Source organism: Sphingomonas gei, assembly GCF_004792685.1.
In the GTDB taxonomy this organism is placed as follows: domain Bacteria; phylum Pseudomonadota; class Alphaproteobacteria; order Sphingomonadales; family Sphingomonadaceae; genus Sphingomonas; species Sphingomonas gei.
Map to the genome: position 1 here is coordinate 644874 of NZ_SRXT01000001.1, position 15114 is coordinate 659987.

The following is a 15114-nucleotide window of genomic DNA, read 5'->3' on the forward strand; positions in this document are numbered from 1 at the left end:
GAAGCCATGCCCTCGGTGCATGCAGCCACAGCACGCGCCGGGATGACGGCAATATTATTTCGCGCTACCAGCCGTTCATGAGCGGGCTTTCCAGCATCGAACAGGCGGCAGTCGAGCACGTCGCGCAAGCGCCGATGCTGGCGCGGACCGAGGCATGGACCGCAATCAACAGCGGCACGCGCAACCTGGCCGGGCTGGCAACGATGGCCGATCTGCTCGCCAAGGCATTCTCGATACTCCCCGGGCATCTTGCATTGGTCGACCCCGCACCGGCGGAGAGCGTCACTGCCGACGGGCGAGTCGAGGCGATCAGGCACGGCCGCCATCTCCACCTCGCGGTGCGGCCCGAGGCGCCGGTGCAGATGCTGTTCACCGGCCATATGGACACCGTGTTCGGTGTGGATCACGCATTCCAGACCGGGCGCTGGCTCGACGACGGCCGCTTCAACGCCCCCGGTGCCGCGGACATGAAGGGCGGGCTGGCGCTGATGCTCGCTGCGCTCGAAGCAGTCGAAGCGAGCCCGCTGGCCGGGCGGCTCGGTTACGAAGTGGTGATCAATTCGGACGAGGAGACGGGCTCCTTCGGTTCGCGCGGACTGATCGAAGGCGCGGCGCGCGGCAAGGTCGCGGCGCTGACCTACGAGCCCGCCCTCCCCGACGGTACGCTGGCCGGCGCGCGCGGCGGCACCGGCAATTTCTCGCTCGTCGTTCATGGCCGCAGCGCGCATGCCGGTCGCAATCCCGAAGAGGGGCGCAACGCTTTGGTCGCCGCGGCTGCGCTGGCGGTGAGGCTGTCCGAGGCCAAGGCGCCGGGCCTGGCCGTCAATCCGGCGCGGATCGATGGGGGCGGGCCCAACAATGTCGTCCCCGATCTTGCCATCCTGCGAGTCAATTTCCGGCCGCGCGACGAGTGGAGCATCTCGCTGGCAAGGGCGGCGATCGAGCGGGCAGCGAGTGACGTCATGGCGTCGCACGACGTCCACGTCGACGTGCATGGCAGCTTCAATCGTCCGCCCAAGCCGCTCGATCCCGGCGCCGAGCGGCTGCTCGAGCTGGTCCGAGAGGCCGGCGGCGATCTCGGCATCCCCGTCGCGTGGAAGGCCACCGGCGGAGTGTGCGACGGCAACAACATCGCCGCCTGCGGCGTCCCCGTGGTCGACACGATGGGCGCGCGCGGCGGCGCGATTCACTCAGCGGAGGAATTTCTGATCCCCGAAAGCCTGCCCGAACGCGCTGCATTGTCCGCGCTGACCATCCTGCGCATCGCCGAACGAGGTCAAATATGAGCTTCCGCATCCGCGCCGCGCGCGACGAGGATCTCCAGCCGCTCTACGAGATGGCCAAGCTCACCGGCGGCGGCTTCACCAATTTGCCTCCCGAGCGCGACGCGCTGCGCGCCAAGCTGGCACGCAGCCACGCCGCCTTCGCCCGCGTCGAGGACGGACTGTTCGACGATCTGTTCGTCCTGGTCCTCGAAAATGTCGAAACCGGCGAGGTGCGCGGCACCTGCCAGATCTTCACCCATGTCGGCCAGCATTGGCCCTTCTACAGCTATCGCATGGGCACGGTGACCAAGCACAGCCAGGAGCTCAATCGCACTTTTCGCGCTGAAATCCTGAGCTTGGTCAATGATCTTGAGGGTTCGAGCGAAGTCGGTGGGCTGTTCCTACATCCCGGAGAGCGCGCGGGCGGGCTCGGCATGCTGCTCGCGCGCAGCCGCTATCTGTTCATTGCGCGCCACCGCGCACGCTTCGCCGAGCGCATCCTCGCCGAGCTGCGGGGGGTGATCGACGAAGCGGGTGGATCGCCCTTCTGGGACGGCGTCGCCGGACGCTTCTTCGGAATGAGCTTCCAGCAGGCCGACGAATTCAATGCCAGCCATGGCAACCAGTTCATCGCCGATCTGATGCCCAAGCACCCGATCTACACTGCGATGCTCCAGGAGAGCGCGCGCTCGGTGATCGGCCTGCCCCACCCCTCGGGCCGCGCGGCGATGCGGATGCTCGAGAGCGAGGGGTTCGCGTTCGAGAATTACGTCGACATCTTCGATGGCGGCCCGACGATGACGGCGCGGACCGACAATGTCCGCACGATCCGCGAGGCGAAAGCCGCGACGGTGACCGAGATTGCCGATGTCGGGGCCCAGGCGATGCTTGCCGCGGGACGGCTGGCCGATTTCCGGGTGGCTTATGGCCGAGTCGAAGCGCATGGCGACGGTCTGGCGATCGATGCCGCGTGCGCTAAGGCGCTCGGCATCGCCGCCGGCGACGAGGTGCTGCATGTCGCGCGCTGAGCAGCGGCTGACCGAGATCAATTTCGACGGCATCGTCGGCCCGAGCCACAATTATGCCGGGCTGAGCCCCGGCAACCTCGCCGCGACGCGCAATTGCGGGCGCACTGCGAACCCGCGCGCCGCCGCGCTTCAGGGCGTCGACAAGATGCGCGCCAATCTGCGGCTGGGCCTGACACAGGGTATCCTCCTGCCCCATGCCCGGCCCGACCATCGCTGGCTCGCCAACCTTGCCACCGATTACGCCGAGGCCTCGCGCCACCTGCAGGCGCAGGCGCTGTCGGCCTCGGCGATGTGGGCCGCCAATGCCGCGACCGTGTCGCCGGCGCCCGATACCGCCGACGGACGCTGTCACCTTAGCGTCGCCAACCTCGCCACGCTCGCACATCGCAGCCACGAATGGCCCGGGACCCTCGCGCAGCTCCGCCTCGCTTTCGCCCACCCGGCGTTCGCGGTCCATGAACCCGTCCCCCCGCCCTTCGGCGACGAAGGCGCGGCCAATCACATGCGGCTGGCGGTGGCGCACGACGCGCCGGGTGTCGAGATCTTCGTCTACGGCACGCCCGGCGGGCCCTTCCCCGCCCGCCAGCACCCCGAGGCCAGCGCCGCGATCGCGCGACGCCATGGCCTCGATCCGGCGCGCACCCTGTTCGTCCGCCAGTCCGACGAAGCGATCGCCGCGGGCGCCTTCCACAACGACGTCGTCGCGGTCGCCAACGGCCGGGTGCTGTTCGCGCACGAACATGCCTTTGCCGACAAGGAACGCTTCTACGACAACCTTCGCGCCGCTTTCCCCGAGGTCGAGATCGTCGAAGTGCCCGCCGCCCAGGTGAGCCTAGAAGACGCCATCGCCTCGTATCTGTTCAACGCCCAGCTGGTGAGCTTGCCCACCGGCGAGACCGCATTGATCGTGCCCGAAGAGGCGCGCGAGACGCCGAGCGTATGGCAATGGCTCGACGCGCATGTCGCCGGCAACGGGCCGATCCGCCGTGTCGAAACCGTAGATGTACGCCAATCGATGGCGAATGGTGGCGGACCGGCCTGCCTGCGGCTGCGGGTGGTGGCCGATCCGGCGACGGTGGATCCACGCTTCCTCGTCGACGATGTCCGCCTTGACGTCATCGCACAGGTAATCGAGGCGCATTGGCCCAAGGCGATCGTCGCGGAACGGATCGGCGATCCTGCACTGGTCGCGCAGATCGCAGCGGCGCACCGCGCGCTGCTGGAGGCGCTCGGAACTGTCGAATTAATTGACAGGTAACCATCTTCGCCGATGCGAGAATGGCGGATTTCCGGGCTTGGCCCGACGTTTGCTTTATTCTCGGCATGTTCAGCCGAGCCCGTCGCCTCTTCACGATCAAGACCAAATTCGAAGCCTATCTGGTCATTTACGGCCTGGGCACCGGGGCCGTGGAGCGCGGGATGCACTATCTCGACCGCTATCCCGGCCTGGGAGGCAAGATGCTGTTCCTGCTGTGCCCGATCGCAGTGTTCATGGCGGGCGCCAAGATCCTCGACACGTTCGACGTTCCGCAATGAGACGCATGCCGCCGCAGCGATAATGCTACCGGTGTCATGTCGGTTTTGCTACATTCCGTCCAACGACAGAAAATCGAGGAGTCGGATGGATGCGGTCTTTGCTGTCGAAAGCCTGGGCCTGGGCGTGTGCAGGGATTGCCGCAGCCAGCCTGACCGTTCCTGCGGCGGCCGCGCCGGACAAGGCCCGGGTCGAGGCAGTGATGAAGCGCGCCACGCGCTTCATGGTCGAGAAGGTCTCCACCAATGGCGGCTATGTCTGGTCGTACCTACCCGATCTGTCGCGCCGCTGGGGCGAGATGGAGGCGTTCCCGACGATGATCTGGGTCCAGCCCCCCGGCACCGCGACGATGGGGCATCTCTATCTCGACGCGTATCACGCCAGCGGGGATGCCTATTATTACGAGGCGGCGGCAAAGGCGGCCGACGCGCTGATCGCGATCCAGCAGGACAATGGCGGCTGGCATTATTTCGGTGATTTCGGCGGCGAGGCCTCAAAGAAGCGCTGGTACGACACGATCGGCAAGAATGCGTGGCGACTGGAGGAATTCCAGCATGATTGGGGCAACGCCACCTTCGACGACGCCGGCACCTCGGAATCGATGCAGTTCCTGCTACGGCTCTATGTCGAGAAGCACGATCCGAAATATCTGCCGGCGCTCCAGAAGGCGCTCAACTTCGTGCTGGACAGCCAATATCCGATCGGCGGCTGGCCGCAGCGCTTCCCGCTCAAGAGCGACTTCAGCCATCACGGCAAGCCCGATTACACCAGCTTCATAACCTTCAACGACGACGTTGCGGGCGAGAATATCCAGTTCCTGCTCTACGCCTATCAGTCGCTGGGCGGCGATGCGCGGGTGTATGACGCGATCGTCCGGGCGATGAACGTCTATCTGGTCACCCAGCAGGCGAAGCCGCAGGCCGGCTGGGGGCTGCAATATACGCTCGACCTCAAGCCCGTCGGCGCGCGCACTTACGAGCCTGACGCGCTGGTCACCCACACCACCGCTGCCAATGTCCGCCAGCTGTTCCGCTTCTACCGGCTGACCGGCGACAAGAAGTTCCTCGCGCGCGTGCCCGAGGCGCTCGACTGGCTCGAATCGGTCAAGCTCCCGGCGGACCAGGTGAAGGGCGGCCGCGCCTACCCCACCTTCATCGAGATCGGCACCAATCGGCCACTCTACGTCCACCGCCGCGGCTCGAACGTGGTCAACGGCGAATATTATGCCCATCATGATCCCGCCAACACGATCACCCATTACAGTTCGACGCGTGCGGTCGACATGACGGGACTGCGGCGCGAATATGCCGAGCTGAACGCCTCGGACCCGGCGGCTGTGGCGAAAGATTCGCCCCTGCGCACGCCGCAGCCGCTGCCGCGCTATTTCCTCGTCGAGGAGACCGCGACGTCGGATCTCAACACCGCCGGGGGCAAGCGTTCGCCCGATGCGCTGGTCAAGTCGCTCAACGCGGCGGGCTGGTGGCCGACCGAGCTCAAGGCGACGAGCAACCCCTATGCGGGGGACGGCGCAGCGGCACCGGTGCCGGGCGACTACAGCCGCACCAAGGTTGGCGACGCGACTGACACCTCGCCCTACGAGACCGACCATCCGGTGGTGGGTATCTCGACCGGCACCTATATCGAGAACATGAAGGTGCTGATCGCCGCGCTACGCCGATAGACGCTCGTCGAGATCCAGCGCGTTGCCGAGCGCGGCGCCCGAGGCGGTGTTGTCGAAGATCATCCAGACATCGCCTTCGCTCGCCGCAATGCGCGTGGCAATAGCGGCAAGCTGGGCATCCGCATAACTCGACCAATAGACCCGCGGCGCGCCGTGGAGCCGGATATAGGTCAGGCCGAGCCAGCCGCCCGGCGCGCTCGCGGCTTCGGGAACCGGCGGGTCGGCCAGGACTCGCGCGATCCGCCGCGCCGCGAGCAGCGCATCCACCTCGGGGGTAAACCAGCTGGCGTTGCGCGGCTCGATCACGACTTGACCGCCGAGCAGCCGGTCGAGCGAATCGAAGAAGCGTTCGGCCACCTCGCCCGGAAAGACGAAGCTCGGCGGGAGCTGGACGAGCAGCGGTCCACGCTTGTCGCCCAGCCCTGTCACTTCGCTCGCAAACGCCACGAGCAGGTGGTCGCAATCGACCAGCCTTGCCTTGTGGGTGATCGTCTTGGGGAGCTTGACGGCGAAGCGGAAATCGTCGGGCACCGCCGCTGCCCAGCGCGCGTAGAGCGAGGTCCGGTGCGGATGATGGAAGCTGCTGTTGATTTCGGCGAGGTTCAGCCGCTGCGCATAGCGTTGGAGGTGGGTCCCCTCGCCCGGCACGCGATCGGCGACTGCGCGCGGGATCGACCAACCGGCGGTGCCGATCCTCACTGCCATTGCCGCATTCCACCGATGGGGAAATTGGCGCGCCCGGAACGATTCGAACGTCCGACCCTCAGATTCGTAGTCTGATGCTCTATCCAGCTGAGCTACGGGCGCGCATTGGAGGTCGGCTGATAGAAGGCACTTTCCCGGAACGCAACCCCGTTGCGCGAGGTTTTCCACAAGCTTAAGCAGCCGGGCATGCGCAGCCCCCTCCTCGCCGCCCTTCCCGCCCTCGCCTTCGGGCTCGCCGGCTGCACCCCGAGCCCCGACGGCTATCCGTCGCTGCTGCCGCGGCCGATCGAGAAGACCAGCCTCGCCGAGCCCGAACGGCCGACTCCCGTCGCCGCGCCCGACGCCGCGCTCGATGCGCGGATCGCCGTGCTCACTGCGACGCTCCAATCGGGCAACCAGCGCTTCGCCAAAGCGGCGCAGGAGGCCGAGGCCAAGGTCGCCGTCGCGCGCGGCGTGCCCGAGGGTTCGGATGCCTGGCTGAACGCGCAGACCGCGCTGAGCACGCTCGAATCGCTGCGCACGCCCACTCTGGCTGCGCTCAACGAACTCGAAGGCATTGCTGGCGAACGCGGCCAGGCAGGCAAGCCGGCATATCCGGCGCTCGACTCCGCCGTCGCCGCCGCCGACGCGATGGCGACGGCGCAGGGCGATCGGATCGGCGCGCTCGAGGCGGCACTCGCCGGCGCCTAATCGTCCGCCAGCGACGGATTGAGCGCGCGCATAACCGGCACGACCGAGGCATAGTCGTCGGTCCACGGCGTGAAACTGCGCTGGGGCGTCAGCGGTTGCCACTGCCCGCCGGTCAGACGGGCGAGCGTCGCCGGATCGCGCGACAGGGCGATCCAGTCCGAAATCGCGGCTTCGTCGCGCTTCTCGGGCGCGCTCGGCGTATAGACCAGGCGCGCGGCGTGCCAGCCTCCTCGTGCCGCCGCCGCCGCGACGACCGGGGACAGCGCCAGGAAGCGGTTCGAGATGTGCACGAGCAGCAGCCCGTCGGGGGCGAGCACCCGCGCATAGGTGGTGAATGCCTCGGTGGTCATCAGATGCATCGGCACCGCGTCCGACGAAAACGCATCGAGCGCGAGCAGGTCGAGGCTCGCCGGCAGGGTCTGGGCGAGCCGCAGCCGCGCATCGCCGACGATAATCTCCGCCTGCGGCGCGCATTGCCGCAGGAAGCTGAACTTGCCCGAATCGCGTGACAAGTCGACCATCGCCGGATCGATCTCGTAGAAACGCCAATGCTGCCCCGGCCGGGCATAGCAAGCGAGCGTTCCCGTTCCCAGCCCCACCACGCCGATCCGCGCGGCAGGGCCGTAGAGCTGCGGCGCGGCCAGCATCGCCTGGCCGACGCCCGACCCTGGGACGTAATAGGTCGTCGGCAGCCGCGAGCGTGCGCCCTTGAGCTGGATGCCGTGCAGCGTGGTGCCGTGCGCGAGCCGGCGCTCGCGGGGCATGTCCGTCACGGTGTACACCCCGAAATAGCTGCGCGTGCGGTCGCCGCTCAGCGACGTCTCGATCGCGCGATAGCCGCCGAACAGGAACAGCCCGCCGGCCAGCGCGACCAGATAGGGGATTCGCCTTCCCACCGAGAACAGGCCGATGGCCGCGATCCCGACGAATGCGACCTGCTCGTGCATCGGCCCCAACAGCCCGCCAGGATTGAACAGCCCGAGATATAGCGGGACGGCGATGGCCAGCGTCGCCGCGAGCGTCTTGATCCGCAGCAGCTGCGCGCTCCCGCGCCACAGCCGCGCGATCGGATCGAACAGGAACGCCTGCGGCATCAGCATACCGGCCGCGAGGATCAGCAGCGGATATTCGTAGGTCCAGTCGAACACGATCGGCGCGATCAGCCCCGAAAACACGCCGCCCAGCGCACCCCCTACCGACATGGCGAGATAGAATCCGGTGAGACGATCGGGCGCCGGACGCAGCCGATACATGCACGAATGCAGTGCCACGGCGACGAGAAAGAGCAGCAGCAAGCCGATCAGCGCATTCACATAAGCGAGCTGCTGATCCCCCGCGATCAGCACCGAGCCGAACATCAGCAGCAGCACCGGCGCGATCCGCGTCAGTGCCGCCGGCAGCGCCTCGCCTTCGCGGAAGGCGAAGGAGAAACTCAGCAGATAGAGACCGAGCGGCAGCACCCACAGCATCGGCATCGCGACGATGTCGGTGGTGAGGAACGTGGTGGTCGCGAGCATCAGTCCCGAGGGCACGAAGGCGAGCAATACCCAGTGCAGCACCCGGCCGGCGCCGGGCGCCGGGCTGTGGTGCGCGACGTGCGGCTCGCCGCCGACCCGGCGCGGGAGCAGGGTGGCGCAGCCGGCGACGAGCAGGAAGACCAGCGCATAGCCGATCGTCCACAACAAGCTCTGACCCCTCAGCGCGAGGCCGGGCTCGACCAGCAAGGGATAAGCGATCAGCCCGCCGAAGCTGCCCACGTTCGATGCGGCGTAGAGCGCATAGGGATCGCGCCCGCCGCTCGCGACGCTGTACCAGCGCTGGAGCAACGGCGCCTGCGCCGAAATCGCAAAGAACAGGGGGCCGATCGAGGCACCGAACAGCCAGGGCACCCAGAATGCGGGCTCGGCATCGGCGGGCAATTCCATGGCAGTGAGCCCGATCGGCAGCCACATGGCGGCCACCGCGAGCACCGCGAGATGGATCCCGGCTTGCATCCGGACGGGCACGCGCCCGAGCCAATGCGCATAGGCATAGCCGCCGAGCAGCAGCGCCTGATAGACCAGCATCGCGCTGTTCCACACCGCCGGCGCGCCGCCGAGCCGCGGCAAGGCCATCCGCGCGACCATCGGCTGGACGAGGAAGAGCAGAAACGATCCGGTGAGGATCGCGACGACGAACAGCGCGTGGTACCGCGTTCGCGGCACGACCTGCTGCGCAACTTCGTCGTTCATGCAAAGCTTCTCCCAAGGGCGGCTTGGCCCTTGCCCGGTTTAGGCAGGCTTAACCACCGGGCGTGCGATGCGATAGGTCACATGCGGCCGCAGCCGCTCGACTGCCCTGGGATGATCGAAATCGTCCTCGGGTGCGCGCACCATGCCGAGCCGTTCCATCAGGCCCGAGCTGCGGACATTGTCGACGCTGGTGATCGCGGCGATCCCCGCGACGTCGAGATTGGCCCAGCCCCAGTCTAGGCTCGCCTGCGCCGCCTCGCGGGCATAGCCCTGCCCCCAATATTCGTGCGCAAGCCGCCAGCCGATCTCGATCTCGCCCTCGATCGGCGTATCCTCGGCGCCCGGCTTGAGCCCGCAAAAGCCGAGAAACGCGCCGTCGGCGCGCCGCTCGATCGCCCAGAAGGTGTATCCGTTGGCGTCGAGCAGCCGCTGGACGCGGTCGATCAGCGCGTCGGTCTCGTCGCGCCACAGCAGGGGCCCGAGCGTCGCCATCACGCGCTCGTCCTGCCCCATCGCGTGGAACGGCGTACGGTCGGAGTCGCGCCAGCCGCGCAGGATCAGGCGTTCGGTCTCGATCATGCCGGGCGGTCGATCGCGAAGGTGACGGTGGGGCGGAGTTCGTGGCCTTCGGGGAAGGTCGCGCTCAGATAGTCGCCATCTACCAGCCGCGCCATGCCGAGCCGTGCCATGAGTGCCTGGCTCTTCAGATTTACTGCCGATGTGATCGCATAGATCCGATCCTCGGCGATCTGCCCCCAAGCCTGCGCGAACACCGCTTCCATCGCCTCGCGGGCATAGCCGTGCCGCCACCAGGGCAAGTCGATGATCCAACCCGCCTCGATCTTGCCGTCGATCGGGGCGTGCGGCTCACCCCGCTTGAGCCCGCAAAAACCGACAACGGTGCCGTCGTCGCGCCGCTCCGCCACGAGGAACCCGAGCCGTTCGTGGCGCATCCGATCGTGCTTTGCGATTACGGCGTCGGCCGCCGTTTCGTCCATGCCGGGAAAGAGCTGCGCCATCACCTCCTGGTTGGTGAGCATGGCAACGAGCGCGTCGCGGTCGCCCGTCACGGGCTCCCTCAGGACCAGCCTCTCGGTCTCGATCACGCGCCCAGCAACCGCGCGGCGAGCGGCGCGTGATAGGTCAGCACGCCCGAGCAGCCGGCGCGCTTGAACGCCATCAGCGTCTCCATCACCAGCGCCTCGCGCTCTCCTGCCCCCGCCGCGGCGGCGGCTTCGATCATCGCGTATTCACCGGAGACCTGATAGGCGAATACCGGCACTTCGAAGGCATTCTTCACACGCACTATGATGTCGAGATAGGGCAGGCCGGGCTTGACCATCACGCTGTCGGCACCCTCGGCGATGTCGAGCGCGACTTCGCGCAGCGCCTCCTCGGAATTGGCCGGGTCCATCTGATAGGTCTTCTTGTCGCCCTTGAGCAGACCGCGGCTGCCGACGGCATCGCGGAACGGGCCGTAAAAGGCGCTCGCATATTTGGCGGCATAAGCCATGATCTGGACATTGGTGTGCCCACCCGCCTCGAGCGCGGTACGCATCAGCCCCACCCGCCCGTCCATCATGTCCGAAGGCGCGACGATGTCGGCGCCTGCCTCGGCCTGGACCAGCGCCTGCTCGGTGAGAATGGCCGCGGTCTCGTCGTTGAGGACATAGCCGGCGGCGTCGACCAGGCCGTCATGGCCGTGGCTGGTATAGGGATCGAGCGCGACATCGGTGAGCACGCCGATCCCGGGCACCGCATCCTTGATCGAGCGGATCGCGCGGCACATCAGATTGTCGGGGTTGAGCGCTTCGCGGCCGTCGTCGCTGCGCAGCCCCGCCGGCGTGTTGGGGAACAGCGCCAGGCACGGGATGCCCAGCGCCGCCGCTTCCCTGGCGCGCTCGGCGATTGCCTTGACCGACCAGCGCGACACGCCCGGCAGCGACGCGATCGGCTCTTCCGCATCGCCTTCGGTGACGAACAAGGGCCAGATCAGGTCGGCGGGGGTGAGAACGGTTTCGGCATGCATCCGCCGGCTCCACGCGGCGGCACGGGTGCGGCGAAGGCGAAGCGCGGGATAGTGACTCATGGCGACCGTTTGGGGGATCGTGGACGCGGGTGCAAGCGTTGCGCCTCTGAAACGTCGAGGAGTGACGATGCCCGAATTCCATTCTGCGACGATGATCGTCAACGCGCATTCGCGGCGCGGGCGCGAACTATACGAAAAGGCGTGCAAGCGGCTGGCCGGCCTTCCCTTTCCCGTCGACGCCCATGCTGTCGAGGATCCCAAGCAGCTCGAGCCGACGCTCAAGCGCGCGCTGGCGGCGAAACCCGACCTCGTCATCCTAGGAGGCGGCGACGGGACGGTCAGCGGGCTGGTCGATTTCGTCAAGGGCACCGGCGCGGCGCTGGCGGTGCTGCCGCTCGGCACCGCCAACAGCTTCGCGCGCTCGCTCGGCATCCCGCTCGACATCGACGGCGCGATCGACGTGATCGCCAATGGCGCGCTGCGCCGGATCGATCTGGGCATGATCGACGGCGATTATTTCGCCAATTGCGCGGCGCTGGGGCTGTCGCCGCAGATCGCCGAGAATGTGCCGCCGCAGCTCAAGCGCTGGTTCGGCCGCGCCGGCTATCTGAGCTGGGCGGCGTTCGAGTTCACGCGGTTCCAGCCGTTCACCCTGATCGTCGGCGAAGGCGCCGAGGCAAAAAGGCTGCGCGTCGTCGAGGTGCGCATCGCCAATGGCCGCTTTCATGGCGGCACCGAGTTGATCGACGAGGCAAGCGTCGACAGCGGCGAGATCGTCGTCCAGGCGGTGCGCGGCCATGCCCGGCGCCGGCTGCTGCGCAACTGGGTCAACGGCGTGTTCCGGCGCGAGGCGCGGCACGAGGATACGGTGAGCTTCTCGGGCAAATCGCTGCGCATCGCGACCGAGCCGCCGCTGCCGGTGTCGATCGACGGCGAAGTGCTCGCGCATACGCCGATCACCGCGCGCATCGCGCCGGCGGTGATCGACGTCATGGTGCCAAGGAGCTGACTGTCATATCGGCGAACTTCCACAAATCGTCACCCCGGCGAAGGCCGGGGCCCAGAGCCAAAAGCGACGTCGCCCGTGATCCTGGGCCCCGGCCTTCGCCGGGGTGACGAAATCAGGTTGGCGGCCTGCGCTTACCCCAGCCGCGCCAGCGCCGCCGTGAGCCGCTCGGCCTCGGCGGCCTTCTCGGCATGGTCCGCCCGCGCCTTCTCGACTGCCTCGGGCTTGGCGCGCTCGACGAAGCTCGGGTTGCCCAGCCGGCCGGCGAGCCCGTCGCGCTCCTTCTCCGCCGCGGCGATCGCCTTGGTCAGGCGGGTACGTTCGGCTTCGAGATCGACCACGCCGGCGATCGGCAGCACGAAGGTCGCTTCGTCCGCGACGATTTGCAGCGAGCCTCCCTCCGGGGCCTCGCCGTCCGCCTGATCGACGCGCGCGAGCCGCGCCAGAGCCGCCGACTGACGTTCGAGGCGCTGAGCAGTCTCGCTCGACGCATCACGCACATGCAATGGCAAGCGGGCGCCCGGCGGCACGTTGAGCTCGGTCCGCGCCGCGCGGATCTCGCTCACCAGCCGGATCAGCCAGTCGATCTCCTGCGCCGCTTCGGGATCGAGCGCGCGTGCGTCCGCCATCGGCCATTTGGCGACGATCAGTTCGTGCTCGCGCGCGCCCATCTTCGACCATAATTCTTCCGTGATGAACGGCATGAACGGGTGGAGCATGACGAGAATCTGATCGAGCACCCAGCCGGCCACCGCTCGGGTTTCGATAGCCGCGTCATCTTCAACCCGTTCGCCCTGAGCTCGTCGAAGGGCAGTTCTTTCTTCGGCCGCGTTGTCCGAAGAGGAGGACGGCGCTTCGACAGGCTCAGCGCGAACGGGGGAAGCACCCTGGATCACCGGCTTGATCAGCTCGAGATACCAGTCGCAGAAGCGGCTCCAGGTGAATTGGTAGATCGTATTCGCCGCCTCGTCGAAGCGCAGATCGGCGAGCGCAAGGTCGAGCGCCTGCACGCATCCCACCGTCTCGGCGATGATCCAGCGATTGACCGCAAGGCTCGCGACCGGCGGCTCGAGTGTCGCGGACGCGCCGATCCCGTTCGACTGGCAGAAGCGCGCGGCGTTCCACAGCTTGGTCGCGAAGTTGCGATAGCCCTCGACTCGCTTCTCATCCATCTTGATGTCGCGGCCCTGGCTCTCCATCGCCGCCATGAAGAAGCGCAGGGCATCGGCGCCGTATTTGTCGATCAGCCCGAGCGGATTGACGACATTGCCCTTGGACTTGGACATCTTCTGTCCGTCCGCGGCGCGCACCAGACCATGAAGATACAGGGTCTTGAAGGGCACTTGTTTCATGAAATGCAAACCCTGCATCATCATCCGCGCATTCCAGAAGAACAGGATGTCGAAGCCCGAGATGAGGACGTCATTGGGATAGCGGCCCAGCGCCTTCACGTCCGCATCGGGCCAACCCATCGTCGCGAACGGCCAGAGCGCCGACGAGAACCAGGTGTCGAGCACGTCGCTATCCTGGGTGAGCGTCACGCCCTCCCCGGCCTGCGCCCGGGCTTCGGCTTCGCTTTCGGCGACGTAGATGCTGCCGTCCTCGGCGAACCACGCCGGGATCCGGTGTCCCCACCAAAGCTGTCGCGAGACGCACCAAGGCTGGATGTTCTCCATCCAGTTGAAATAGGTCTTCTCCCAGCTCTTCGGGACAATCCTGGTCGCGCCCGAGCGCACTGCCTCGATCGCCGGCTTGGCGAGCGTCGCCGCGTCGACATACCATTGGTCGGTCAACCACGGCTCGATCACTACCCCCGAGCGGTCGCCATAGGGTGTCTGGATCGTGCGCGGCTCAGAATCGTGCTCCTCGCCGTCCTTGTCGACATGCAGTACAAGGAAGCCCTCTGCCTTGAGCCGCTCGACCACTGCCTCGCGCGCCTCGAACCGGTCGAGCCCGAGCAGCTCCACCGGGATCAACCCATCGCTGGTCTGGGTGATCTGCGCTTTCGCGTCGAGCATGTTGAGCATGTCGCGCGCCTCGATTCCCGCGCGGCGGCCGACTTCGAAATCGTTGAAGTCGTGCCCCGGGGTGATCTTGACTGCGCCCGAGCCGAGCTCGGGATCGGCATGGTCGTCGGTGATGATCGGGATCAGCCGCCCGGTGATCGGCAGCCGCACCTTCTTGCCGACCAAAGCCGCATAGCGCGTGTCGCTGGCGTTCACCGCCACTGCCATGTCGGCGAGCATCGTCTCGGGCCGCGTGGTCGCGACCTGGATGAACCCGCTGCCGTCCTCGAGCGGGTAGCGCAGATTCCAGAAGCTGCCCTTGATCTCGCGGGTCTCGACCTCGAGGTCGGAAATCGCGGTGCCGAGGCCCGGATCCCAATTGACCAGTCTTTTGTCGCGATAGAGCAGCCCCTGCCTGTGCAACTCGACGAACACTTTCAGGACGGCTTTCGAGAAACCCTCGTCCATCGTGAAGCGCTCGTTCGCCCAGTCCATCGAGCAGCCGAGCCGGCGGAGCTGCTGGGTGATCTCGCCGCCGCTCTCTTCCTTCCATTCCCACACCTTCGCGACGAATTCCTCGCGCGTGAAATCGGTGCGCTTCTGTTGCTTCGCGTTGAGCTGGCGCTCGACGACCATCTGTGTCGCGATGCCGGCATGATCGGTGCCGACCACCCAGCGGGCATCCTTGCCCTTCAGCCGCGCATGGCGGACGAGCACGTCCTGCAGCGTATTGTCGAGCGCGTGGCCGATATGGAGGCTGCCGGTGACGTTTGGCGGCGGATTGACCAGGGTCCACGGATCGGCACCGGGGCGCTCGGGCGCGAACAGGCCTTTGGTTTCCCAATGCGCGTACCAGCGGGATTCGAGTCCGGCGGGGTCGAAGGTCTTGGGGAGCTCGGTCATGGGGAGCTCTTAGCGATGTGTGGGCGACACACACAA

The 15114-nt window shown here is 67.0% G+C and carries 13 protein-coding genes and 1 tRNA gene; 7 read left to right on the forward strand and 7 right to left on the reverse strand.

All coding sequences use genetic code 11. The features are described 5' to 3' along the window. The first annotated feature begins 77 nt into the window (after positions 1–77). From E5A73_RS02880 to E5A73_RS02900, 5 genes are all read left to right on the forward strand, one after another. A complete protein-coding gene (locus tag E5A73_RS02880; RefSeq protein WP_135962266.1) occupies positions 78–1286 on the forward strand; it encodes a hydrolase in 1209 nt (402 codons plus the stop codon). After that, on the forward strand, positions 1283–2293 hold the full coding sequence (locus tag E5A73_RS02885; protein WP_135962267.1) for an arginine N-succinyltransferase: 1011 nt from the start codon (positions 1283–1285) through the stop codon (positions 2291–2293). Before E5A73_RS02880 ends, E5A73_RS02885 begins: the two co-directional genes overlap by 4 nt. Then, positions 2280–3551: an N-succinylarginine dihydrolase gene (locus E5A73_RS02890; protein WP_135962268.1), complete on the forward strand. Its 1272-nt coding sequence runs from the start codon at positions 2280–2282 to the stop codon at positions 3549–3551. Before E5A73_RS02885 ends, E5A73_RS02890 begins: the two co-directional genes overlap by 14 nt. Before the next feature lie 65 nt (positions 3552–3616). Beyond that, complete coding sequence (locus E5A73_RS02895) at positions 3617–3829, forward strand: hypothetical protein (protein ID WP_135962269.1); 213 nt, start codon at positions 3617–3619, stop codon at positions 3827–3829. Positions 3830–3918: 89 nt separating this feature from the next. Further along, entirely contained in the window at positions 3919–5508 is a 1590-nt protein-coding gene (locus tag E5A73_RS02900; protein ID WP_135962270.1) for a pectate lyase, read from the forward strand. Here E5A73_RS02900 and E5A73_RS02905 read toward each other — a convergent pair. Both E5A73_RS02905 and E5A73_RS02910 read right to left on the reverse strand, forming a co-directional pair. Further along, a complete protein-coding gene (locus E5A73_RS02905) occupies positions 5497–6213 on the reverse strand; it encodes a DUF72 domain-containing protein (RefSeq protein ID WP_135962271.1) in 717 nt (238 codons plus the stop codon). The genes E5A73_RS02900 and E5A73_RS02905 overlap by 12 nt on opposite strands. A gap of 25 nt (positions 6214–6238) precedes the next feature. Further along, a tRNA-Arg gene (locus tag E5A73_RS02910) sits at positions 6239–6315 on the reverse strand. An 84-nt stretch (positions 6316–6399) separates the two neighbouring features. Here E5A73_RS02910 and E5A73_RS02915 point away from each other — a divergent pair. Further along, complete coding sequence (locus E5A73_RS02915) at positions 6400–6903, forward strand: hypothetical protein (RefSeq protein WP_135962272.1); 504 nt, start codon at positions 6400–6402, stop codon at positions 6901–6903. Here E5A73_RS02915 and E5A73_RS02920 read toward each other — a convergent pair. The 4 genes from E5A73_RS02920 to hemB are packed head-to-tail and all read right to left on the reverse strand — an operon-like array spanning position 6900 to position 11223. Further along, positions 6900–9134, reverse strand: a complete 2235-nt coding sequence (locus E5A73_RS02920) for a fused MFS transporter/spermidine synthase family protein (RefSeq protein WP_135962273.1) — start codon at positions 9132–9134, stop codon at positions 6900–6902. The two genes, E5A73_RS02915 and E5A73_RS02920, sit on opposite strands and share 4 nt — an antisense overlap. Before the next feature lie 39 nt (positions 9135–9173). Then, positions 9174–9713 carry a GNAT family N-acetyltransferase gene (locus tag E5A73_RS02925; protein WP_135962274.1) on the reverse strand — a complete coding sequence of 180 codons (540 nt, stop codon included), beginning with the start codon at positions 9711–9713 and terminating at the stop codon, positions 9174–9176. Further along, complete coding sequence (locus E5A73_RS02930) at positions 9710–10240, reverse strand: GNAT family N-acetyltransferase (protein ID WP_168355781.1); 531 nt, start codon at positions 10238–10240, stop codon at positions 9710–9712. The genes E5A73_RS02925 and E5A73_RS02930 overlap by 4 nt, the downstream gene beginning before the upstream one ends. After that, entirely contained in the window at positions 10237–11223 is a 987-nt protein-coding gene (gene hemB, locus E5A73_RS02935) for a porphobilinogen synthase (RefSeq protein WP_135962276.1), read from the reverse strand. Before hemB ends, E5A73_RS02930 begins: the two co-directional genes overlap by 4 nt. A gap of 67 nt (positions 11224–11290) precedes the next feature. Between hemB and E5A73_RS02940 the strand changes: the two genes are divergently transcribed. Further along, entirely contained in the window at positions 11291–12172 is an 882-nt protein-coding gene (locus tag E5A73_RS02940; protein WP_135962277.1) for a diacylglycerol/lipid kinase family protein, read from the forward strand. Positions 12173–12303: 131 nt separating this feature from the next. Here the strand turns inward: E5A73_RS02940 and E5A73_RS02945 are convergent, their stop codons facing one another. Then, the gene (locus tag E5A73_RS02945; protein WP_135962278.1) at positions 12304–15078 is read right to left on the reverse strand and encodes a valine--tRNA ligase; all 2775 of its coding nucleotides are present in this window, start codon (positions 15076–15078) and stop codon (positions 12304–12306) included. Positions 15079–15114 lie beyond the last annotated feature (36 nt).

Excerpts from the sequence above, each read along its gene's own strand:
- E5A73_RS02915 (WP_135962272.1), top strand. The coding sequence starts at position 6,400 with ATGCGCAGCCCCCTCCTCGCCGCCCTTCCCGCCCTCGCCTTCGGGCTC.
- E5A73_RS02920 (WP_135962273.1), bottom strand. The coding sequence starts at position 9,134 with ATGAACGACGAAGTTGCGCAGCAGGTCGTGCCGCGAACGCGGTACCAC.
- E5A73_RS02940 (WP_135962277.1), top strand. The coding sequence starts at position 11,291 with ATGCCCGAATTCCATTCTGCGACGATGATCGTCAACGCGCATTCGCGG.
- E5A73_RS02925 (WP_135962274.1), bottom strand. The coding sequence starts at position 9,713 with ATGATCGAGACCGAACGCCTGATCCTGCGCGGCTGGCGCGACTCCGAC.
- E5A73_RS02945 (WP_135962278.1), bottom strand. The coding sequence starts at position 15,078 with ATGACCGAGCTCCCCAAGACCTTCGACCCCGCCGGACTCGAATCCCGC.
- E5A73_RS02890 (WP_135962268.1), top strand. The coding sequence starts at position 2,280 with ATGTCGCGCGCTGAGCAGCGGCTGACCGAGATCAATTTCGACGGCATC.
- E5A73_RS02885 (WP_135962267.1), top strand. The coding sequence starts at position 1,283 with ATGAGCTTCCGCATCCGCGCCGCGCGCGACGAGGATCTCCAGCCGCTC.
- E5A73_RS02900 (WP_135962270.1), top strand. The coding sequence starts at position 3,919 with ATGCGGTCTTTGCTGTCGAAAGCCTGGGCCTGGGCGTGTGCAGGGATT.
- E5A73_RS02880 (WP_135962266.1), top strand. The coding sequence starts at position 78 with ATGAGCGGGCTTTCCAGCATCGAACAGGCGGCAGTCGAGCACGTCGCG.
- hemB (WP_135962276.1), bottom strand. The coding sequence starts at position 11,223 with ATGAGTCACTATCCCGCGCTTCGCCTTCGCCGCACCCGTGCCGCCGCG.
- E5A73_RS02895 (WP_135962269.1), top strand. The coding sequence starts at position 3,617 with ATGTTCAGCCGAGCCCGTCGCCTCTTCACGATCAAGACCAAATTCGAA.
- E5A73_RS02905 (WP_135962271.1), bottom strand. The coding sequence starts at position 6,213 with ATGGCAGTGAGGATCGGCACCGCCGGTTGGTCGATCCCGCGCGCAGTC.